Source organism: Thalassovita mediterranea (assembly GCF_001458435.1).
GTDB lineage: Bacteria > Pseudomonadota > Alphaproteobacteria > Rhodobacterales > Rhodobacteraceae > Thalassobius > Thalassobius mediterraneus.
The window spans coordinates 284,224-303,838 of the sequence record NZ_CYSF01000012.1 but is presented as its reverse complement, the minus strand read 5'-3'; the positions used below and the strand labels follow the sequence as shown (position 1 = coordinate 303,838).

20 protein-coding genes are annotated in these 19,615 nt (G+C 58.0%); 10 read left to right on the top strand and 10 right to left on the bottom strand.

Features of this window, described 5'->3' with window-relative positions; all coding sequences use genetic code 11:
• The first annotated feature begins 142 nt into the window (after positions 1-142).
• Positions 143-487 carry an antibiotic biosynthesis monooxygenase family protein gene (locus TM5383_RS12630; protein ID WP_058319390.1) on the top strand — a complete coding sequence of 115 codons (345 nt, stop codon included), beginning with the start codon at positions 143-145 and terminating at the stop codon, positions 485-487.
• Between the two features lie 64 nt (positions 488-551).
• On the opposite strand, the gene TM5383_RS12625 is transcribed toward TM5383_RS12630, so the two are convergent.
• The 9 genes from TM5383_RS12625 to TM5383_RS12585 form a co-directional block, all read right to left on the bottom strand.
• The gene (locus TM5383_RS12625) at positions 552-2,576 is read right to left on the bottom strand and encodes an NADPH-dependent 2,4-dienoyl-CoA reductase (protein ID WP_058319389.1); all 2,025 of its coding nucleotides are present in this window, start codon (positions 2,574-2,576) and stop codon (positions 552-554) included.
• Positions 2,577-2,733: 157 nt separating this feature from the next.
• Complete coding sequence (gene arsH, locus TM5383_RS12620) at positions 2,734-3,465, bottom strand: arsenical resistance protein ArsH (RefSeq protein WP_058319388.1); 732 nt, start codon at positions 3,463-3,465, stop codon at positions 2,734-2,736.
• On the bottom strand, positions 3,458-3,880 hold the full coding sequence (arsC, locus tag TM5383_RS12615; RefSeq protein ID WP_058319387.1) for an arsenate reductase (glutaredoxin): 423 nt from the start codon (positions 3,878-3,880) through the stop codon (positions 3,458-3,460). The genes arsH and arsC overlap by 8 nt, the downstream gene beginning before the upstream one ends.
• Positions 3,877-4,560, bottom strand: a complete 684-nt coding sequence (locus TM5383_RS12610; protein WP_058319386.1) for an MIP/aquaporin family protein — start codon at positions 4,558-4,560, stop codon at positions 3,877-3,879. Before TM5383_RS12610 ends, arsC begins: the two co-directional genes overlap by 4 nt.
• The gene (locus TM5383_RS12605) at positions 4,557-5,063 is read right to left on the bottom strand and encodes an arsenate reductase ArsC (protein WP_058319385.1); all 507 of its coding nucleotides are present in this window, start codon (positions 5,061-5,063) and stop codon (positions 4,557-4,559) included. Before TM5383_RS12605 ends, TM5383_RS12610 begins: the two co-directional genes overlap by 4 nt.
• A gap of 27 nt (positions 5,064-5,090) precedes the next feature.
• On the bottom strand, positions 5,091-5,420 hold the full coding sequence (locus TM5383_RS12600; RefSeq protein ID WP_058319384.1) for an ArsR/SmtB family transcription factor: 330 nt from the start codon (positions 5,418-5,420) through the stop codon (positions 5,091-5,093).
• Between the two features lie 122 nt (positions 5,421-5,542).
• The gene (locus TM5383_RS12595) at positions 5,543-5,920 is read right to left on the bottom strand and encodes a hypothetical protein (protein ID WP_058319383.1); all 378 of its coding nucleotides are present in this window, start codon (positions 5,918-5,920) and stop codon (positions 5,543-5,545) included.
• 11 nt (positions 5,921-5,931) lie between these two features.
• Positions 5,932-6,708: a DUF6478 family protein gene (locus TM5383_RS12590; protein ID WP_058319382.1), complete on the bottom strand. Its 777-nt coding sequence runs from the start codon at positions 6,706-6,708 to the stop codon at positions 5,932-5,934.
• 183 nt (positions 6,709-6,891) lie between these two features.
• Positions 6,892-7,524 (bottom strand): hypothetical protein, encoded by a 633-nt coding sequence (locus tag TM5383_RS12585; RefSeq protein ID WP_156415733.1) that lies wholly within the window; start codon positions 7,522-7,524, stop codon positions 6,892-6,894.
• A 334-nt stretch (positions 7,525-7,858) separates the two neighbouring features.
• On the opposite strand from TM5383_RS12585, the gene TM5383_RS12580 reads away from it, so the two are divergent.
• The 4 genes from TM5383_RS12580 (at position 7,859) to TM5383_RS12565 (ending at position 12,185) form a co-directional block, all read left to right on the top strand.
• On the top strand, positions 7,859-8,761 hold the full coding sequence (locus TM5383_RS12580) for a CPBP family intramembrane glutamic endopeptidase (RefSeq protein ID WP_058319380.1): 903 nt from the start codon (positions 7,859-7,861) through the stop codon (positions 8,759-8,761).
• Positions 8,762-8,826: 65 nt separating this feature from the next.
• Positions 8,827-9,786, top strand: a complete 960-nt coding sequence (gene accD, locus TM5383_RS12575) for an acetyl-CoA carboxylase, carboxyltransferase subunit beta (protein WP_058319379.1) — start codon at positions 8,827-8,829, stop codon at positions 9,784-9,786.
• Positions 9,783-11,069, top strand: coding sequence for a bifunctional folylpolyglutamate synthase/dihydrofolate synthase (locus tag TM5383_RS12570; RefSeq protein ID WP_058319378.1), 1,287 nt, complete (start codon positions 9,783-9,785; stop codon positions 11,067-11,069). Before accD ends, TM5383_RS12570 begins: the two co-directional genes overlap by 4 nt.
• Positions 11,070-11,264: 195 nt before the next feature.
• Complete coding sequence (locus tag TM5383_RS12565) at positions 11,265-12,185, top strand: AEC family transporter (protein WP_058319377.1); 921 nt, start codon at positions 11,265-11,267, stop codon at positions 12,183-12,185.
• Positions 12,186-12,225: 40 nt separating this feature from the next.
• Here TM5383_RS12565 and TM5383_RS12560 read toward each other — a convergent pair whose 3' ends face one another.
• Positions 12,226-12,690 (bottom strand): OmpA family protein, encoded by a 465-nt coding sequence (locus TM5383_RS12560; RefSeq protein WP_159438565.1) that lies wholly within the window; start codon positions 12,688-12,690, stop codon positions 12,226-12,228.
• Positions 12,691-12,975: 285 nt separating this feature from the next.
• Here TM5383_RS12560 and TM5383_RS12555 point away from each other — a divergent pair, with 285 nt between their 5' ends.
• Genes TM5383_RS12555 through TM5383_RS12535 form a run of 5 tightly spaced genes read left to right on the top strand, consistent with a single transcriptional unit; the run spans position 12,976 to position 19,550 of the window.
• Positions 12,976-14,154: an acyltransferase gene (locus tag TM5383_RS12555; protein ID WP_231725147.1), complete on the top strand. Its 1,179-nt coding sequence runs from the start codon at positions 12,976-12,978 to the stop codon at positions 14,152-14,154.
• 11 nt (positions 14,155-14,165) lie between these two features.
• A complete protein-coding gene (locus TM5383_RS12550) occupies positions 14,166-15,659 on the top strand; it encodes a sugar phosphate nucleotidyltransferase (RefSeq protein ID WP_058319374.1) in 1,494 nt (497 codons plus the stop codon).
• A complete protein-coding gene (locus tag TM5383_RS12545) occupies positions 15,656-16,402 on the top strand; it encodes a hypothetical protein (RefSeq protein WP_058319373.1) in 747 nt (248 codons plus the stop codon). Before TM5383_RS12550 ends, TM5383_RS12545 begins: the two co-directional genes overlap by 4 nt.
• A gap of 21 nt (positions 16,403-16,423) precedes the next feature.
• Positions 16,424-18,271: a glycosyltransferase family 2 protein gene (locus TM5383_RS12540; protein ID WP_058319372.1), complete on the top strand. Its 1,848-nt coding sequence runs from the start codon at positions 16,424-16,426 to the stop codon at positions 18,269-18,271.
• Entirely contained in the window at positions 18,255-19,550 is a 1,296-nt protein-coding gene (locus tag TM5383_RS12535; RefSeq protein WP_058319371.1) for a DUF3131 domain-containing protein, read from the top strand. The genes TM5383_RS12540 and TM5383_RS12535 overlap by 17 nt, the downstream gene beginning before the upstream one ends.
• Positions 19,551-19,615: the final 65 nt, after the last annotated feature.

The window sequence follows — 19,615 nt, the reverse complement described above, 5'->3', positions numbered from 1 at the left end:
CGCCGTTCAAGCGCTATCCGCTAAAGCGGTCATCGCAATGACTCGCTTATCGGCACACTGCGCAGAGGTTCCGCTTTGTCTTGTGGTCATTTCAACGCATCCTCTGCCGCGTACACTCACCACGCCGCCGCAAGGAACACTTATGATCGCCGTCATCTTCGAAGTTGAAATCGCCTCAGGCCAACGCGACGCCTACCTCGACATCGCGGCGGATCTGAGACCGCTGTTAGAGGAGATGGACGGCTTTCTGTCCATTGAGCGGTTTCAGAGTCTGAACAATCCAGACAAGCTCCTCTCCCTCTCTTTCTGGCGCGATGAAGAGGCGGTGGCGAATTGGCGGGGCATGTCAGAACACCGCGCGGCGCAAACCGCGGGGCGGGATGGCATCTTCGCAGGCTACCGTCTACGCGTCGCCGGCGTCCTACGCGACTATGGGATGGAAGAGCGGGACAGCACGCCAGAGGATTCGCGCGCATTGCATGGGTAAAGCCCCCCAACAAAAAAGGCGCCGATGCAAACGGCGCCTTCTTCGTCTTGTGATCTTGGAAAACTTACAGGGCCACGGCCAGACGGGTGCCCTGATTGATCGCGCGTTTGGCGTCCAACTCAGCCGCCACATCAGCACCGCCGATAACGTGGCAAGACACGCCTTCTTCTTCCAGTGCATCCGCCAGCGTGCGTTCGCTGATCTGACCGGAACACAGCACAACGGTATCGCATTCGATCACCCGCGGGTTTTCGCGTGCTTCCCCGAAGGAGATGTGCAGGCCTTCGTCATCAATACGTTCGTAGTTCACGCCGCCGATCATCTCGACGTTTTTCATCTTCAGCGCGGCGCGGTGGATCCAGCCGGTGGTTTTGCCCAGACCTTTGCCCAGCGCCTTGGCCTTGCGCTGCATCAGGGTGATCTGGCGCGTCGGCGCCTCTGGCTGGGGACCGGTTTCGGCCAGACCGCCGCGCACGTCGGCGGGATCGGCAACGCCCCACTCCTTCATCCACTCGGGCAAATCCAGCGTCGGGCTATCGCCAGTGACAAGGTATTCGCTGACATCAAAACCGATGCCGCCCGCACCGATGACGGCGACCTTCTGACCGACCTCTGCCTTGTGGCGCAGCACGTCGATATAGGTCAGCACGTTGTCGCGGTCCTGACCGGGGATGCCCGGATCACGGGGGACAACGCCAGTGGCGATGATCACTTCGTCAAAGTGTTTCAGATCGTCAACGCCCGCCTCGGTGTTCAGCCGCAGGTCAATGCCAGCATCCGCAATACGGGTTTCAAACCAATCCACCAGACCGTGGAACTCTTCTTTGCCGGGGACCTGACGCGCCATGTTCAGCTGGCCACCCACACGATCCGCACGGTCAAACACGGTGACCTTGTGACCCCGTTCCGCCGCCGTCAGCGCCGCCGACAGGCCAGCAGGACCTGCGCCGACAACACCCACCGTTTTCACGGCCTCGGTCTGGGTGATCTGCAATTCGGTCTCATGACAGGCACGCGGATTGACCAGACAGCTGGTCAGCTTGCCGCCAAAGGTGTGATCCAGACAGGCCTGGTTACAGCCAATGCAAGGCGCGATGTGAGCTGCCTTGTCTGCTTCAGCCTTCACCACGAAATCCGCATCCGCCAGCAGCGGACGCGCCATGGACACCATGTCGGCACAGCCTTCGGCCAGCACATCTTCGGCCACGTCGGGCATGTTGATCCGGTTCGAGGTGATTAGCGGGATGTTCACCTGTCCCATCAGCTTCTTGGTCACCCAAGCAAAGGCGCGGCGCGGTACAGAGGTGGCGATGGTCGGCACGCGGGCCTCATGCCAGCCGATGCCGGTGTTGATAATGGTGGCGCCTGCAGCCTCTACCGCCTTGGCCAACTGTACAACCTCGTCATGGGTGGATCCATTGGGCACCAGATCAATCATCGACAGGCGGTAGATGATGATGAAGTTTTCGCCAACCGCCTCACGAATGCGGCGCACCACCTCCACCGGCAGGCGCATGCGGTTTTCGTAGGAACCGCCCCAGCGATCCTCGCGCTTGTTGGTATGGGTGACAAGGAACTGGTTGAGGAAGTAGCCCTCGGATCCCATCACCTCGACCCCATCATAGCCGGCCTTCTGGGCCAGCGTGGCGGCGGTCACGATGTCGCTGATCTGCTTCTCAATACCTTCTTCATCCAGCTCGGTTGGCGGGAAGGGGGAGATCGGCGATTTCACCGGGCTGGGGGCCACACATTTGGGCGAATAGGCATAGCGGCCTGCGTGCAGGATCTGCATCGCGATTTTGCCGCCTGCCTCATGCACGGCCTTGGTGACAACGCTATGGTTTTCCACATCCTTATCCGTGGTCATCATCGCCGCACCGGGCAGAACGGACCCTTCAAGGTTCGGGCCGATGCCGCCTGTGACCATCAGCGCCACGCCACCACGGGCGCGCGCAGCGTAGAATTCTGCCACACGGGCCCAATCTTTGGTCTCTTCAAGACCCGTGTGCATCGAGCCCATCAGGACGCGGTTTTTCAATGTGGTGAAGCCCAGATCCAACGGGGCAAGTAGGTGCGGATACTTTGTCATAGCGTGCCTCCTCGCAAGTTGCCGCGCAGTTTGCGCGAGCGGTTTGGTGGAGTCATCCGAAACGCAGCGTAACGCTTACGTAAAGGACAGCGACGTAACGCAAATAGTACCGCCCCTACGGTGGCGTAGGGTGGGCAATCTGCCCACCCATTTCGCATCAATCCTTGGCAACTGCTTTGGGCATATTCACCCGCTTGGACAGCTCTTCACGGCTTTCGACACGTTCAGAATAGCGATCCACCAGATAGGCCGCCTGCGTGCGGGTCAGCAGCGTGAACTTCGCCAACTCCTCCATCACGTCGACAACGCGATTGTAGAACGGACCAGGCTTCATCCGGTCCTGATCGTCAAATTCATCCCAGGCCTTGGCCACGGACGATTGGTTCGGGATGGTGATCAGACGCATCCAGCGGCCCAAGATGCGCAGCTGGTTCACGGTGTTGAAACTCTGTGAACCACCTTCGACCTGCATGATCGCCAGCGTCTTGCCCTGTGTCGGACGTACGCCGCCGATCGGGGCCAACGGTATCCAGTCGATCTGGGTTTTCATGATACCGGTCATCGATCCGTGGCGTTCTGGCGAACACCAGACCATGCCTTCGGACCACATCACCAGGTCGCGCAATTCCTGCACCTTGGGGTGATCGGCATCCGCGTCGTCCACCAGCGGCAGGCCAGACGGGTTGAAAACGCGGGTTTCGCAGCCCAGACGTTCCAGAATGCGCGCTGCCTCTTCGACCATCAACCGCGAGAAGCTGCGCTGACGCAGTGACCCATAGAGCAGCAGAATGCGCGGCTTGTGAGTGGGGCGGTCGGTGGGAAACAGCTGCGCCTCGTCAATCGCGTGGAAGCTGTCATCGGCGATATTTGGGGTGGTGGCGTCAGACAACGCTTTCTCCTTTTTCGTTCAAAATCATTTCCCCATCCTCTTTGTAAAGCGGCCCCTTGGGGCGCTCCTCCAGCAGGTCCAGCACAGCCTCGGACGGGCGGCACAGACGCACGCCTTTGGCGGTGCAGACGATGGGGCGGTTCACCAGAACCGGTTGTTCCAACATGTGATCCAGCAACACCTCATCAGACACCTCGGGGTCCAACAGGCCCAGCTCGGCGGCGGGGGATTTGGTGGTGCGCAGCGCGGTGCGCGGGGTCAGTCCCGCAGCAGCGAACAGCGCCTGCAACTGTGAGCGGGTCCAACCGGTTTGCAGATACTCAACCACGGTCGGTTCCACCCCGCTGGCACGGATGATCGCCAACACATTGCGCGAGGTGCCGCAGGCCGGGTTGTGATGGATGACAATGCTCATGCTTTTTGAACCTCAGCTTCTGGCGCGCCGGAAAACAGCAATCCGCCAACCACCATCGCCACCAAGGCACCAATGACCTGCACGATGATAAATGCAGGCACGTCTGCCGGATTGATGCCAGCAAATGTATCGGTGAACGCACGCCCAATGGTCACAGCAGGGTTCGCAAAGGAAGTGGATGCCGTGAACCAATAGGCGGCCGTGATATACAGACCGACCATGACCGCCACGCTTTCCGCACGGAAACGCACGGCGCCAAGGATCGTCAGCACCAGACCGAAGGTTGCGACCGCTTCGGCAAACCATTGCGCGCTGCCGGTCCGTACGGTGGTGGATGTTTGCAGGATCGCCAGATCGAACATTCCATGCGCCACCAGCGAGCCGAGGATCGCGCCAAGGCTCTGCGCCACCACATATGGCGCAAAACAGTTCCATTGCATGTCACCACGAATGGCCATCACCAGCGACACCGCCGGATTGAAATGCGCGCCCGAAATGGGGCCAAAAATGGTGATCAACACCACCAGAATCGCGCCCGTTGGGATCGTATTGCCCAGCAGCGCCAGCGCCACGTCCTGTGTCAGCTTGTCCGCCATGATGCCGGACCCAACAACGGTGCAGACCAGCAGTGCAGTGCCCAGAGCCTCTGCCGTAAGGCGATTGGTCAGGGAATAGGTCATGCCGCGCCCTCCAGCTCTTGACCGATCTTTTGCAGCGCCGCTTTCTGGGCAGCTGTGTCCATGTCATCAAGTGGCAGGGCCAAAAACGCCTCGACCCGTGCTTTCATCCGTTGATGAGCCAGACGGAACGCGGCGCGGTTCTCCTCATCCGTTTCGCCAGCACCGGCAGGATCAGGGATGCCCCAATGGGCGCTGACCGGTGCGCCCGCCCAATAGGGGCAGGTTTCACCTGCGGCGGAGGAGCAGACGATGATCACATAATCCATCGTCACCGCGCCATCGCCGGAAAACTCATCCCAGCTTTTGGAACGGACATAAGATGTGTCGTAGCCAAGCCCATCCAACAGTTCGACCGCGAAAGGATTGGGTTTACCAGTCGGCTGCGACCCTGCGGAATAGGCGCGGAAACGGCCCTGTCCCAGCTCATTGATCAGCACCTCACCCAAGACCGAGCGGGCAGAGTTGCCGGTGCACAGCACCAATACGTTTTTGACTTGTCCCATGATCGGGTGTCCCCTTGTCGGCCCGCGTTAGCAGCAGGCAATGTCATCCAGAATTGGGCGGCAAAGATCGGGATTGCCGCCGCAACAGTCCTCCATCAGGAAGGCCAGCAATCCACGCAGGCCCACCATATCCACGAAGTACCGGATCGAGCGCCCTTGCCGTTCATTGCGAACCAATCCGGCCTGATGCAGCACCGACAGGCTGGCGGACATGGTGTTTTGCTTCACCTCCAGCGCCTCGGCGATCTCACCTGCGGCCAAGCCCTGATCCCCTGCTTTGATCAGCAGGCGAAAGGCGTCCAAACGATTACCCTGTGACAGGGCGGCAAATGCGGAAAGGGCGGTCAACTTATCCATATTTCATGAATTATGGATATATAATGAAAAACACAAGTGACGTTTTGATGACACGCGCTCAAAAACTAAAAAGGCCGCCCAGCATTCCTGAGGCGGCCCTGCATTTTATAGCCAAGATGTATTTAAAGCGTTTCCAGACAATGACGACGGAACGCGCGCTTTAGCATATCCAATTCCTCGCGCAGCAGCTCAACTTCGGCGCGGATATCATCGGCCAACGCTTCGCCTGCTAGAATCGCAAAGCTGTTCAGGCTTTCGCCACTGTCAGCGTCACTGATGACAAAAGTCTGCATCCCATCAGACAGCAATTCGACAGGAATCGGCACCCGCACCACCCAACTGCCAGCGCTATCGCCCTCTTTCAGGCTGTGTCCTGTAACGGGGCGATCCATATGCGAAACAGCGATCTTGGGCTGCGCCGTGCCTTCTTGGCCAGTGTGCAGCACACCTTCCCAGACACCTTCGAACAAACGGGTTTTGGTCAGTTGCATGGCTGACATAACTTCACTCCTTACAGTTCGGCACGGGGACGACGGGAAAACGTCAAGTCGCGCAGCACAACTTGGTTCATATCCGGTCCCTCAAAAATCAGATCGAGCCAAGCCTTTTCGACACGTTTTTCATTCAACTTTGTATAGGCCAGATCAAATTCGACCATCACGTCTTCGGCGTGTAGCGGCAGTTCGCGGACGATCTGTTCAGTGTTTGGCCCATGTTTGATGTTCAGGCGCGCAAAGATCTCTAGCGGCTTTTCCATCTCGACAATTGTGTCCATGCGCAGCAGGTGGCGCCGTTGCAGCCCCTGCACCGATTCAGGCGGCAACTCCACCACCAGCGACAAGAACGAGCCGTCGAATTTGAAAACGTCCATACGCAGCCCATATGGGGCCAGATCTGCTTCGCGCGTGTTGCGCAGTTGGCGCAGGGTCAGCTCCGAAAATGCGCAGTCATGGAACAGCTTCACCTCTTCGCCCAGTTCGCTTTTGTTTTTGACGCTGGACATACCCGGCACAGGCAAAGGCCCGCGCCACAAGGCGGGGCGCCACCCCCAGTCCGCCCCTTGCGGTTTACGGAACTGGGTTGATCCAATCGCGGGCAAAGCCAAGCGTTCATCGGCCACATAGATCAGCTCATTCAGATGCGTGCGCAAATCACGGGCCTGAATACGTTGTTTACGCAACGAGGCGAGATCGACCTTTCTGGCGGCGCGGGCTGCGCGCGCCCAACGGCGTTGCACCCGTTCAGAAATGAACGTCTTGACCAGATCGCGTCCGCGCGTGCCTGCCATTCTGGACTTCCTTTTTGTTGCTGGCTGCATGTTGCCCCTTGGGCAACATTTCAGAGTCACCCGCATTATTGTCCCTGTATACGACACAAATTGTTTGAGAGTATAGACTTGGCGTATATGCGGCCCACTCAGCGACAGTGCTTTGCCGCAAGACGTGGCCCGACAGCGTCACAGGTCGATTGGTCAGCGTGTCAGGGGGCGCGCTTTGGGTCGGACAGGGCCGCCTTGATCCGATGCGACAGCCCCCAGCGGCACCTCTGAAACTGCGAATGCAGCCACCGCACGTTCCCGCGTCGGGCTTTCGCTGCGCAGCTGTTCGGCCAGCCACATCAACTGCGTGAGCCCACGATCGCCAGCTTCGGCGCTACCTTTCGCACCATAAAGAGCCAAGCCCACCGTATAGCCATTAACCACCATGACACCGCGCCAATGCGTAACGTCGCTTTCGGCCGATATTGGTGTGTCGGATGTGACCTGAACGACTGTCAAACCATCCCCGTGCAGTTGTCGCAACACCTGCTGCCCCTGCAACGCCGCAGCAATTTCTGCGCCGCTGGGTTCCGGACCGTCGGTTTCACGCTCTACCGCGGTCACAGTCATCACGACCGGCGCAACGGTGTAGCCCGCCATAAATCCGGTGAGCTGCGCACAAGACGCAACCAAAGCAAATCCGCCCCGCCGGCTGGTTTTCAAACTGTCCCGCTGAATGCAGTAGCCCTGCGGCGGCACAACCACCACCTCACCACCAGCAAGCAATGCGCGCTGCATTACCGCTTCGCCCAGATCGGCCTGCCCTTGTCCCAGAGGGGTGGCCAAGCACCCTGTCAAAGCAAATCCCGCCAACCCGGCAAGCATGTAGCGCAAACGATACGCCACGAAACGTAGAGCAGGCCCAGTCATGAACACCCCACACAAACGGTGATGTTCACGGTGCGCAAAGCATCGGCTGTCGTAAATTCAACCATAACGTCCCCCCAAGGACACGCGGATCTTCTCGCGGTTGGCAATCATTACCGCCGTCCTAACCACGGCTCAAGCACCGACGCCACGACAACAGCCAGTTTACCTCATACATGTTGCAAGCCGGTCATTGCGTCACATCCGATGCCTTACCGCTTGACGTACAAGGGATTTCTGCGACGCTGCATTGATGACCGCCTATGCACCCCATTACCGATACATCGCACCAGCACAGGTCGCGCACTACGATTTGCCGCGCCTTGTCCTAGGCATGATCTTGATCGAGGCGGGCTACCACCTGGGCCTGAACCTGGTGGATGCGTTTTTGGCCAGCGCCCCCGATTCATTTGTCGACGCGGTGCATGGAGGCACCAGCCGCACAGGCCTGATGCTGCAACTGTTCAGCTTCGTGATTTTTGGGATTGCGGCGATGATGGTTACCAAGCACCTGCATGAACGCCCCGCCATCACGCTGTTTGGACCGCCAGCACAGGCTTGGTCAGACCTGAAGCGCGCCACAGCAGGCGGCCTGTTGGCATTTGGTCTGATCGAATTTCTACCGCCCTATTATCCGATGCAGGGTGCCATCCTGAATGCCCCGATTGCCTGGATCAGCACACTACCCTTAGCGATGTTTGCGATTTTGATTCAAACTGGCGCCGAAGAAATTGTCTATCGTGGGTATCTGCAACAACAAATTGCCGCGCGGTTCCGCCATCCCGCCATTTGGCTAATCGTGCCCAACCTGTTGTTTGCCAGCGCGCACTGGGACACCACCGGCGGCGTCGGTGCCGCGCAGGCCTATGTGATATGGGCGTTTTTCTTTGGCCTCGCCGCGTCCGACCTGACCGCGCGCAGCGGCACCATCGGCGCTGCAATCGGGTTCCATCTGGCCAACAACGCCTTTGCTTTCATGGCTTTCGGCACCGAAGGACACCCCGATTCTGGGTTGGCCCTGATCCTGTTTCCTGCGCCAGATTCGCTACTGCCGCCCTCTGTCACCGAAGCCCAATTCGACTTCCCCCAATTGACCATCGAACTGCTGGTGATTGCGATTCTCTGGCTGGCGGCCCGAATTGCGATCAAGCGCTGATTGCATTTCCGTTACGTCGGGCTTATTTGACTAGCTCACAAACGCATTAAGCAGGGCGAGCGCTCATGAACTGGATCACAAACTATGTCCGTCCGCGGATCAACTCGATCTTCTCACGCCGTGAGGTGCCTGAGAACCTGTGGACCAAATGTAGCGAATGCGGAACAATGCTGTTCCACCGCGAACTGAGCGACAACCTGAACGTCTGCACCGGCTGTGGTCACCACATGGCGATCACCCCGCGCGAACGCTTTGCCGATCTGTTCGATGGCGGCATCTTTACCGAAGTGGACGTGCCCGCCCCCACCGCCGACCCGCTGCAATTCCGCGATCAGAAAAAATACCCTGACCGCATGAAGGGCGCGCAGAAAAAAACCGGTGAGAAAGAGGCCATGCTGGTCGCTGCTGGTGAAATGGGCCGCACGCCGATCGTCGCCGCATGTCAGGACTTCTCGTTCATGGGTGGTTCCATGGGCATGTATGTAGGCAACGCGATCATTGCCGCTGCTGAAAAAGCGGTCGAGCTGAAGCGCCCGCTGATCCTGTTTTCCGCCGCTGGTGGCGCCCGCATGCAGGAAGGCATCCTATCGCTGATGCAGATGCCGCGCACCACCGTGGCCGTGCAGATGCTGAAAGAGGCTGGCCTGCCCTATATCGTTGTCCTGACCCACCCCACCACCGGTGGTGTGACCGCGTCCTATGCGATGCTGGGCGATGTGCAAATCTCCGAACCGAATGCACTGATCTGTTTTGCCGGTCCCCGTGTGATCGAACAGACCATTCGTGAAAAACTGCCCGAAGGGTTCCAACGCGCCGAATACCTGCTGGACCACGGCATGCTGGACCGCGTGACCAAGCGCACCGAAATGCGTGACGAATTGATCACCATCACCCGCATGCTGCTGGGCCTGCCCCCGGCGATCAAAGGTGATTTGCCCGCCCCAGATGCCGAGGCCGCAGAAGCCCCCGCATCGGACGAAAGCCTGAGCGACGCACTGACCAGCGAAGAGGCTCACGCAAAATGACCATCGATAATTCGGCGCACGGCTCCGACGCCGTGCTTGCACGGATGATGGCGCTGCACCCCAAGATCATTGATCTGACGCTGGACCGTGTCTGGCGTCTGCTGGCGGCGCTCGACAATCCGCAAGACAAAATGCCCCCGGTGATCCACATCGCGGGCACCAACGGCAAAGGTTCGACGCAGGCGATGATCCGCGCGGGCCTAGAGGCGGCGGGCGATCAGGTACATGCCTACACCTCGCCCCATCTGGCACGCTTCCATGAACGTATCCGTCTGGCAGGCGATCTGATTTCCGAAGATCACCTGACCGACATTCTGGATGAGTGCTACGCCAAGAACAACGGCGAGAATATCACCTACTTCGAGATCACCACCTGCGCGGGCCTCTTGGCCTTTGCCCGTACGCCAGCGGATTACACCCTGCTGGAAGTGGGCCTTGGTGGTCGTCTGGATGCGACCAACGTGATTGATCAGCCCGCGCTGACCATCATCACGCCGATTTCGATCGACCACGAACAATTCCTTGGCGACACGCTGACCAAAATTGCGGGCGAAAAAGCCGGGATCATCAAACGTGGCGTACCTTGCATCGTTGGCCCGCAGCCCGAAGAGGCGATGGATGTGATCGAAGCCACCGCCGCCCGCCTTGGCGCACCGCTGATTGCCTATGGCCAGCACTGGCACGTCTGGGAAGAGCGCGGTCGCCTGATTTATCAGGACGAACAGGGCCTGCTGGACCTGCCGTTGCCGAACCTGCCCGGTGCCCACCAGATCCAGAACGCCGGTGCCGCAATTGCCGCCCTGCGTCATCTGAAAAAAGGTGATGTCGCGGCAGAGGCTGCCGTCAGCGATGCCTTCTGGCCCGCACGGATGCAACGTCTGGCCACCGGCCCGCTGATCGACGCCGCGCCTGATGCGGAACTTTGGCTGGATGGGGGTCACAACCCCGCCGCCGGACAAGCCATCGGCGACCATCTGGCGACCTTGGCCAAACGTCCGACCCACCTGATCTGTGGTATGCTGAACACCAAAGACATCTCGGGCTATCTGAACCCGATGGTGCCCCATGTGGCCAGCCTGACCGCCGTGTCCATTCCCGGTGAGCCGAACACCCTACCAGCAGAGGAAACCGCCCGTATGGCGCGGGATGCAGGCATGCAGGCGCAAGAGGCGGCAGATGTGCAATCGGCGCTGGAACAGATCATCGCGTCTGAACCAAACGCACGTGTTCTGATCTGCGGATCGCTTTATCTGGCTGGCGCGATCCTTCGGGAAAACGGATAACGAATCGCCCTGTTGACGGATTCGCACCGATTCGCCTAAGCTACCCGTCAAGTTTTAAGGGCGCGCGCAGCACCATGCGCCGCCCGACCAGAGTTCCAAGGTTACGATGGCAGGACAAGAAGAGGGGTCGGTCCAACGGCCCCCTTTTTCGTTTTATGCCTTTTTTGGGCGCGACTGGCCTGATACCGCTGTGCCATGCTGGACGTTTTGCTGCAAACCCTGCCGTTCTTCCTGTTGATCGCTCTCGGCTTCGGCGCAGGGCGCAGCGGCTTCTTTCCGGCAGAGGCTACCGCTTGGCTGACCAAGTTTGTGTTCTACTTCGCCCTCTCCGCCATGCTGTTCCGGTTTTCAGCCACCCTCAGCCTGAGCAAGGTGTTCGATCCCGCGTTTATCGCAGCTTACGTTAGCGGTACTTTGTTTATTTACGTGATCGCCACAGGCATCGCGCTTTGGCGTCATGGCAACATCGAAGAGGCCGCCGTCGAAGCGCAATGCGCCGTAATCGGCAATGTAGGTTTTTTGGGCGTGCCAATGCTGGTGCTGCTACTGGGGCCGGATGCAATCGGCCCTGTGATGATGGTTCTGGCCTGTGATCTGATTGTTTTTGGCAGCTTGATTGTGATCGTGATCACCGCCCGCCGCGACGGGCGTGTGTCACCTGCGATTTTGATCAGCATTTCCAAAGGCCTACTAAAGAACCCGATGATCGTTTCAATCTCTCTCGGGCTTCTCTGGGCTTCATTCGATCTCTCCCTCCCAGAACCGATCGCCCGTTTTCTCACCCTTCTGGGGGCAGCAGCAACACCGGGTGCGCTGTTTGCGATCGGTGCCTCGCTCGCAGGGAAATCCGCAGAACGCATGGCTGTTGCAGGATGGCTGAGCTTTGCCAAGCTGGTGCTGCATCCTGCGGCTGTCGCTGCTGCTGCGCTGTTCCTGTTTGATGTGTCGCGCGACACCGCAAGCGTAATGATTGCGGCCGCTGCGCTGCCTGTCGCTGGCAATGTTTTCATTTTGGCCCAGCACTACAACGTCGCGCCACAGCGGGCCTCTGCCGCCATCCTGATTTCAACCGCGCTCTCAATCCTGACGGTATCCGCCATTATCGCCGCCTTGTGACGGCACTGTCGCGCAGGCGGACAGCCCGCATGCCGAGCGACTAGGGGCAGCTACGGACCCAAACCTCAACCCTGCGGTTTTCAACTGCCTGCGGACCAAATCCCGGCAACGGTTCCTTTTCGCCCAGTCCTTTAACCTCGCGAATGCGATCGGGGTCCGCCAGCAAAGAAGCAAGAAGGTCGGCAACTGCCCTAGCGCGACGCATAGACAGGCGCTGGTTCGCAGCCGCAGTGCCAACGCTGTCGGAATGCCCAACCAATTTCAGGCACGCCCCCTGCATCACAGGGATTTCCAGAATACGTGCGATCTGAGCGAGTTGGATTTGCGCCCGTTCATCAATCTGGCTGCCACCAGCGGGAAAGAACACGTTTGACTCACGCTGCCGATCCGCAAGACGGCGAGCAGTACTGTGCGGCACCACTTCGGCCATAGGCTGCCCCAAGGACGCAACAACGGGGCAGCCGACGCCGACAACGTCGTACTGACGCAGAATCTGATCACACACGGCCTGTGGCGGGGCAGCTAGAGCATGCCCAACTGACCCAATGCACACTGCCATAGGCATGAAAAACAAACGGCAGCATATAGTTATCAGAACTCTCATATCGGCCTCCTGCCCTCGGAGTAACCGCAAGAATTTAACAAATGCTGAACTGGCCACCGGCAGTACCAATATTTTTTCTCGTCAAATTCGACGCTGTTAACCGGTTATTGCGATTCTCTGACGCATCAATGATCCCGTTCAAGCGCACACCGCGCCCCTTGCTGGAGGCTTTTGATGCCACAGACCATGAAAACAGACCCAGCCCACCGTTTCCCACCGCCCAGCGGACAGGGTGCACAACGGCTGGTCTGGCTCGATAGTTTGCGATTGACCGCAGGCATATCGATGGTCGGTTTACATGCCAGCGCCGACATGCACGGTCTGCCGTTTGCAGAGGCAACAGCAGAAGAACGGTTCTGGCCTATGATGCTGCGCGCACTGTTTTACTGCGCGCGCACAGAATTGTTCATCATGATATCGATCTTTTTGCTGATGATGTCGTTGGAAAAACGGCCTCGCAACTATCAACGCACGATGGTGGAACAAGGGCGCAGGCTATTGATCCCATTCCTGTTCTGGACGGTTTTCTACAGCTTGTTTTCTCTGATCAAGGCTTGGCACCTCGGCTATCTTGCAACCGCTCTTGATCAGCTTTCGACCCCTGCTGAATGGCTGGAACGACTGGTTCTAGGCAGTGCGAAATACCACATGCACTTCATCCCCACACTTTTCGGGATATTGCTGTTTTACCCCGTGTTCCGGTGCGCCGTGAAGCGACCTTGGCTGCTAAGCGCCGCGATTGTCGGGCTCACATTCAAATGGACGATGGAACGTTGGGCATATCCGGCATTTTGGGGCACAGCAGAGCTGCCTTACATAATCCGCGCGATTAAGATTGTTGGCTACCTCGGCTACGGCCTTGCCGCGGCTGCGTTGGCGGGGATGTGGATGCGACATGCGCAGCAGTTCATCGCAACCGTTCAGCGCCCCGTGTTTACCATATTGCTGCTAAGCGCCATGGCCCTGATCAGTGTCAAAATCCACACGATACTGGGTGTTATCGCCACGGGGCAATGGGTCTTTGATGACCGCGCCGGTTATTGGGCGGATTTCCTGATGCCGATCGTATTGCTTGCGCTTTGTATGACGCTTGCCAGCCGCAAATGGCCCCAGTGCCTGTCACGGTGGGCGCCCTATTCGCTTGGCATCTACCTGTGTCATCCGATTTTTATGGATCTGGCCGAAATGCTGTTGGTGCCGGAAATGACGCCTTTGGCTCAGGTGATTGCCAAACTCACTATCACCATCCCGCTGACATTGGGCTTGGTCCGCTTCCTCGACAAAAATCGCGCACTTGGATGGACAGTGGGACTGGGCCCGTTGCCCAGCCTTGCGATCCCAAAACACGCCCTGCGCCAAGGTTGAAAGGACACCCAATGCTCATGAATGAAGAAGACTGCGGCAGCATTACCATTGTGCAGCTGGCCACCCATCGCCTGTCTGCGGCCGCATTGCCTGCCTTGTTGGCGTCGCGGGACAAGCTGCTGGCCCGTGGCCAACATGGCATGCTGATCGATTTGGGGCGGGTACGGCGGATCACAACGGCAGGTATCGCGGCGCTGGTAGAACTGGCCGCCCAGTTCAAACCGGGATACCCCCTCGCTTTTTGCAACGCTGAGCCCACCGTGGCCACCCAGATCGCAGCCAGTCACATCGCAACGTTGTTGCCCCATTTTCCAACACGCGACTGTGCATTGCAAAGCCCCCCTTTTTTAGCCCGACGGCTGACAGGTACAAAGGCACTCATTCTATGTGCGGGGGCCGGCAGTCGAATGGCGCCACTGAGTGCGGCCTGCCCCAAGCCATTGTTGCCGCTTTTTGGCACCCCGATTCTGACATATATTCTGGATCACTTAGGTCAGTTCGGCATCGATGATGTTCTGCTAAACCCCGGATATCACGGCGACCAATTCCTGAAGTTCCGCCCCACCCAACCCCAACAGCGCCTGCACTTCTTTAACGAGGGGCGCCACGACGCTGATGGTTGGCACGCTGAACCAATCGGATCAGCCAGCACGCTGGCCCGCCTACATCATCGCCACAACATGCTCACATCGGACCTTATCGTTCTTTGCGGGGATGCGTTGGTCGACATCAATCTTGCAGATATGATGCGCCATCATCGCAATACTGGTGCCACAGCAACCATTGCCACCGCCAAGGTCCCACGCGCGTCTTGCCAAAAATACGGTATCTTGCAGACCGACAGCACAGGACGAGTTCTGAGTTTTCAGGAAAAGCCAACACCGGCGCAGGCATTGTCCAACTTGGCCAATACAGGCGTTTACATCTTCAGCCCGACAGTGGCGCCCTATCTGATAGATGCACCAGATCAGGATATTGCAACACATCTCTTGCCCAGTCTGCTGAAAAACGGACGCCTTATTTCCGCATACGAAGAGCCATTTGAATGGGTCGACTTGGGCTGCCCGCACGATTTCGCACAGGCGCATTTTGATGCACTGAACGCACAGCTGCGGACCCTCGCTCCAGCAGGACAAAAAATGCGAGAGGATCTGTGGTGCGGCAAGGGTGCGCACCTGTCACGGCGGACCAAGATCACAGGCCCCTGCTACATCGGCCGCAATGCGACAATCGAAAAAGGCGTCGAAATTAATGGCCCCTGCATCATTGGCGACAATTGCAGGATCAGCGGCCCTAGCCTGATCCACAACAGCATCATCCTTGCAGATACCCAAGTGCACCTCGGGGCGTGGATTGATGGGCAAATTACCGCCCCGACATGGTCGATCAGTCACGCAGATGCGGATGGCACGCTGGCCCGCCACCCCCATCCCGCACTGGATCGCGTCGGGCCTATCGAACTGTCCCCGACGCATGTGTCACAGAACAAAGGTATTCGCGCATGAGATGGCTTTTCGTTTTGTTTCTTTGCCTTCTGGCATCTATCGCACAGGCCGAGGATCGGTTTTGGCTACTTTGGGAACGCTATCATCAGGTTGGCCCCGACTGCCCCAATGGGGCCGGCTGCCTGACCAAACGCGAGTTTTCCAGCCGCCCGCTCTCCTCGGAAAACTCCGCAGACATCTACCGAATGTTTGGCGTGATGGATCCCCGCAGCTTCGGCGAAACGTTCCGTTCCAGCGACCCCGCAGCCCCCGCTGTCTGCGATGATCAGGCCACTGAATTGGCGCTTGGATTTGACCCGCTGGCAGTGCCGCAATCGTTAAAGATTGAGGCCCTGCGCGGCATTTCTACCATCCATGTAGATCTGACCCGACTGAAACCAGCCCCTGGTCACAGCACTGATTTCGGCCCCCGCGTGCACCGCGCCTTTGTGGCCAAACTGACGGCAGCTGGCCTGCGGGTTGTGGACGCAGACACGATCAAAACCATCCCTGGGCAACCCACATTGAATATCTTTTTCTCATTCAACGATCCGCAAGGGCAATGCCACTACGAATACTCGGTCTTTGCCTCACTCACACAGGACGTGATGCTGGCACGCGATATCAGGATCAAGATCAACGCTGGTGTCTGGGCCTATTCCACAGGCTCCAAAGACCAAACACACTCGGGCGATGAACGCGCTGCAATTTTGCGCGTCGCCGATGCGCTGATCCGCGATCACCGGCAGGTGAACCCCAACTAAACCCTGTCCGAAAGGCACAAGATGCAGCGACCTTACTATTGCAGTTATCGCCACCGCCAACCCCCATCGTTCCCCGCGATATCACGCGGCCGACAGCTGTTCTGGCAGTTTGCCGCTGGGATCGCAATCGGTTGCAACATCTTATATTTGCATTGGCGCTGGACAGCCTCGCTCAACCCTGACGCAGTCGTTTTTTCAATCATTGTGGTGATGGCGGAAACGCTGTTTGCAGTGGGAACGGCGCTGTTTTTCTATGACGTCTGGCAAGAGGGCGACACCACACGTTCCTCCCCACCTCGTCAACGCCAAGAGGCCGCGCTGGATGATCTGACAACATCCGCGCAGCACACTCGCCACAAACCCATCGCGCCGATAGCTGTCGACGTTTTCATCACCACCTACGATGAAGATGCCGCACTGGTCGCCGACACGATCAAAGGAGCGAAAAACCTGATAGTTCCGACAGGGTGCAGCGTGCAGATCTATGTCCTGGATGACGGCAGCAGGCCCGCGATAGCCGCCCTCAGCCGCAACCAGAACGTCAGCTATCTCAGCCGCAGCGACAACATAGGTTTCAAAGCGGGCAATCTGCGCAACGGGCTGTTTCATTCAGATGGGGATTTCGTTCTTATCTGCGACGCCGATACCATCCTGCTACCCCATTTTCTGCAAAACACGCTCGGCTATTTTCGCGATCCCCAAGTCGCCTGGGTGCAAACACCGCATTGGTTTTACGATATACCCTCAGGCATTTCACCGCTCAAAATACTGCGGCGGCTTTGGCCCCAAGCACCATGGCGATTACGTGCGTTGCTATTCCGCCTATCGGGTAATCGCACAGTAATGCAGGATCCATATCTGGCAGAGCCAACCATTTTTTTTGACATTATCCAAAGGCGCCGCAACCTTCATCACGCCTCCTTTTGCTGCGGGGCTGCCTCAATCCATCGACGCGAAGCTGTGTTCGAGGTGGCCCTGACACAAAAAGCCCGCGCATACATACAGATCCCTTCGACCCCTGAAGCAAAGGCAATGGCGCCACCTCTGCAGCCTTACCGCTTCCATGTCTCCGAAGATTTATACACCTCAATCGACATGCATTGCGCCAAGGCGCGCTGGCGTTCCGTCTATCATCCTGAGGTGGAGGCAAAAATGCTCTCTCCTCGCAGTCTTGAGGCCTTCTGCACCCAACGATTGAAATATGCTGGCGGCAGCATTGATCTGATGTTTCGCGATCTGCCGCCGTTGCGTAAAAACATGCCCTGGCAGCATAGATTGCACTATGCGGCGACCTTCTTCTCGTACCTAACAGCTTTGTGGGCGCCGATACTGCTGCTGGCACCCGCCTATTCGTTGGTCACCGGCATCGCCCCCGTCACTGCATATTCGTTTGAATTTTTTCTCTATTTCTTTCCGATGCTGATTTCCCATGAAATCGCTATGGTCGCGACCAGTAAAGGACACTCCCTTACAAATGGCCGCTATCTGGCAATCGCCACGCTGCCCCTGCAATTGCGCGCCTTTGCGCTAGTGCTACAGGGCAAACGGCCCCGGTTCCCACCAACGCCCAAAACAGAAAGCACCGGTCGCGAATTTCAATTTGCCCGCCCATTGATAATCTGGGCCGGCGCCCTGTCGTTGGCCGCCCTTTACGGCGTTTTCCGCTGGCTGAGCGGCCAGAACAGCTTTGGCCTGACCTTTTTGCTGATCAACCTTTTTTGGATCAGTTGGAACATCGCAATGCTGGTGCGCCTGCCCCTTGGCGCATGGCTACACGCCGTTTGCCGCACACCGCAGCATCCCGCCGCAACACCCCAGCCATTATCCCACCCAGACAAGAGTGTGCCTCATCATGCCGTTTCACAATAACCTCTCCAGTCTCGTCTTTGTTGCTGGGCTGTCGGTCACTGCGGGCGCCAGCCTTTGGTATGACGCCGTTCCGAATTTCACCCGTACCAGCCATGCCTTACCTGTCGGCGATACAACCTTACCCCTGAAACCCGGGCGGGGGATCGATGCCACCGATATCGCAGATGCCCGCGTCGCTTGGGCCTATTTCGCCAACAATACCCGCGCTGAAACAGGCCTGGTCGATGCGGTCGCAGGTTTCCCGTCGGGGACCATCTGGGACCAAGGTTCTTACCTTCTGGGGTTGGTGTCAGCGCATCGTTTGGGTGTCATATCAGATGAGGATTTCCATCAACGAGCGCACCGCTTTTTGTCCGCAATTGCAGCACTTCCGCTGTATCAGGGGCTTCTACCGAACAAAGTGTATGACACACGTACGCTCACAATGGTGGATTATGAAAACACGATCACCCCCGAAGGGATTGGCTGGTCAGCCTTGGACATCGCGCGCCTATTGTCGGGATTTCGCGTGTTGGAACATCATCACCCGCAATATGCCGCGGACATACGGCTGATACTCCTCCAATGGAACCTTGGCAAAATGACCGCACAGGGTCGGTTGATGGGCGCGGATCATCAGGATGGGCAGATGGTCATCCTACAAGAAGGGCGTTTAGGCTATGAACAATATGGCGCCCGCGCCGCGGCACTTTGGGGGTTGGACGTTTTGGATGCGATCAGCGCCAGATCCATTCTGGAATGGCATCAAATGTCCGGCGTGGAGGTCCCGATCGACCAACGCCGCGCGACAAAATACAAGGCTGTGACCCCAATTCTCAGCGAACCGTTCTTTCTGCAGTCCCTGGAAATGGGACTGACACAAGAAGGGCGGCTTCTGGCAGAACGTGTGTATCGCGCACAAGAAAACCGATTCTCCGAAACCGGAATCGAAACCATGGTGTCAGAGGGCCACATCGACCGCGAACCTCACTTTCTCTACACTTCGGTTTACAGCAACGGACGCGATTGGGCAGTCGTTTCCGAGGATGGCAAACATCATCCTGAGCTGCGCAGCATCAGCCTCAAGGCCGTCTACGGCTGGCATGCGATGTACGACACGCCCTATACGACAAATCTGCGCGCAACCCTGAGCGACCTTGCCAATGAAACCGGCTGGCGCTCTGGGCGATATGAAGGTGATCAAAGCACCAATCAGGTTCAAACCGCCAATACAAATGCAGTTGTCTTGCAGGCCCTGCACTACAAAGCGTTCGGTCCTTTAATGCAGTTGTCGAAATAAGCACACCTTGATCTGCTCGATCAGATCAAGGTGCTATTCCTAAGGCGAAAGCAAATCACGCAGAC

What these genes read in the sequence shown, in the direction of transcription:
- TM5383_RS12630 (WP_058319390.1), top strand. Translation starts at nt 143, where the DNA reads ATGATCGCCGTCATCTTCGAAGTTGAAATCGCCTCAGGCCAACGCGAC.
- TM5383_RS12625 (WP_058319389.1), bottom strand. Translation starts at nt 2,576, where the DNA reads ATGACAAAGTATCCGCACCTACTTGCCCCGTTGGATCTGGGCTTCACC.
- arsC (WP_058319387.1), bottom strand. Translation starts at nt 3,880, where the DNA reads ATGAGCATTGTCATCCATCACAACCCGGCCTGCGGCACCTCGCGCAAT.
- TM5383_RS12610 (WP_058319386.1), bottom strand. Translation starts at nt 4,560, where the DNA reads ATGACCTATTCCCTGACCAATCGCCTTACGGCAGAGGCTCTGGGCACT.
- TM5383_RS12605 (WP_058319385.1), bottom strand. Translation starts at nt 5,063, where the DNA reads ATGGGACAAGTCAAAAACGTATTGGTGCTGTGCACCGGCAACTCTGCC.
- TM5383_RS12600 (WP_058319384.1), bottom strand. Translation starts at nt 5,420, where the DNA reads ATGGATAAGTTGACCGCCCTTTCCGCATTTGCCGCCCTGTCACAGGGT.
- TM5383_RS12595 (WP_058319383.1), bottom strand. Translation starts at nt 5,920, where the DNA reads ATGTCAGCCATGCAACTGACCAAAACCCGTTTGTTCGAAGGTGTCTGG.
- TM5383_RS12590 (WP_058319382.1), bottom strand. Translation starts at nt 6,708, where the DNA reads ATGGCAGGCACGCGCGGACGCGATCTGGTCAAGACGTTCATTTCTGAA.
- TM5383_RS12580 (WP_058319380.1), top strand. Translation starts at nt 7,859, where the DNA reads ATGACCGCCTATGCACCCCATTACCGATACATCGCACCAGCACAGGTC.
- accD (WP_058319379.1), top strand. Translation starts at nt 8,827, where the DNA reads ATGAACTGGATCACAAACTATGTCCGTCCGCGGATCAACTCGATCTTC.
- TM5383_RS12570 (WP_058319378.1), top strand. Translation starts at nt 9,783, where the DNA reads ATGACCATCGATAATTCGGCGCACGGCTCCGACGCCGTGCTTGCACGG.
- TM5383_RS12565 (WP_058319377.1), top strand. Translation starts at nt 11,265, where the DNA reads ATGCTGGACGTTTTGCTGCAAACCCTGCCGTTCTTCCTGTTGATCGCT.
- TM5383_RS12555 (WP_231725147.1), top strand. Translation starts at nt 12,976, where the DNA reads ATGAAAACAGACCCAGCCCACCGTTTCCCACCGCCCAGCGGACAGGGT.
- TM5383_RS12550 (WP_058319374.1), top strand. Translation starts at nt 14,166, where the DNA reads ATGCTCATGAATGAAGAAGACTGCGGCAGCATTACCATTGTGCAGCTG.
- TM5383_RS12545 (WP_058319373.1), top strand. Translation starts at nt 15,656, where the DNA reads ATGAGATGGCTTTTCGTTTTGTTTCTTTGCCTTCTGGCATCTATCGCA.
- TM5383_RS12540 (WP_058319372.1), top strand. Translation starts at nt 16,424, where the DNA reads ATGCAGCGACCTTACTATTGCAGTTATCGCCACCGCCAACCCCCATCG.
- TM5383_RS12535 (WP_058319371.1), top strand. Translation starts at nt 18,255, where the DNA reads ATGCCGTTTCACAATAACCTCTCCAGTCTCGTCTTTGTTGCTGGGCTG.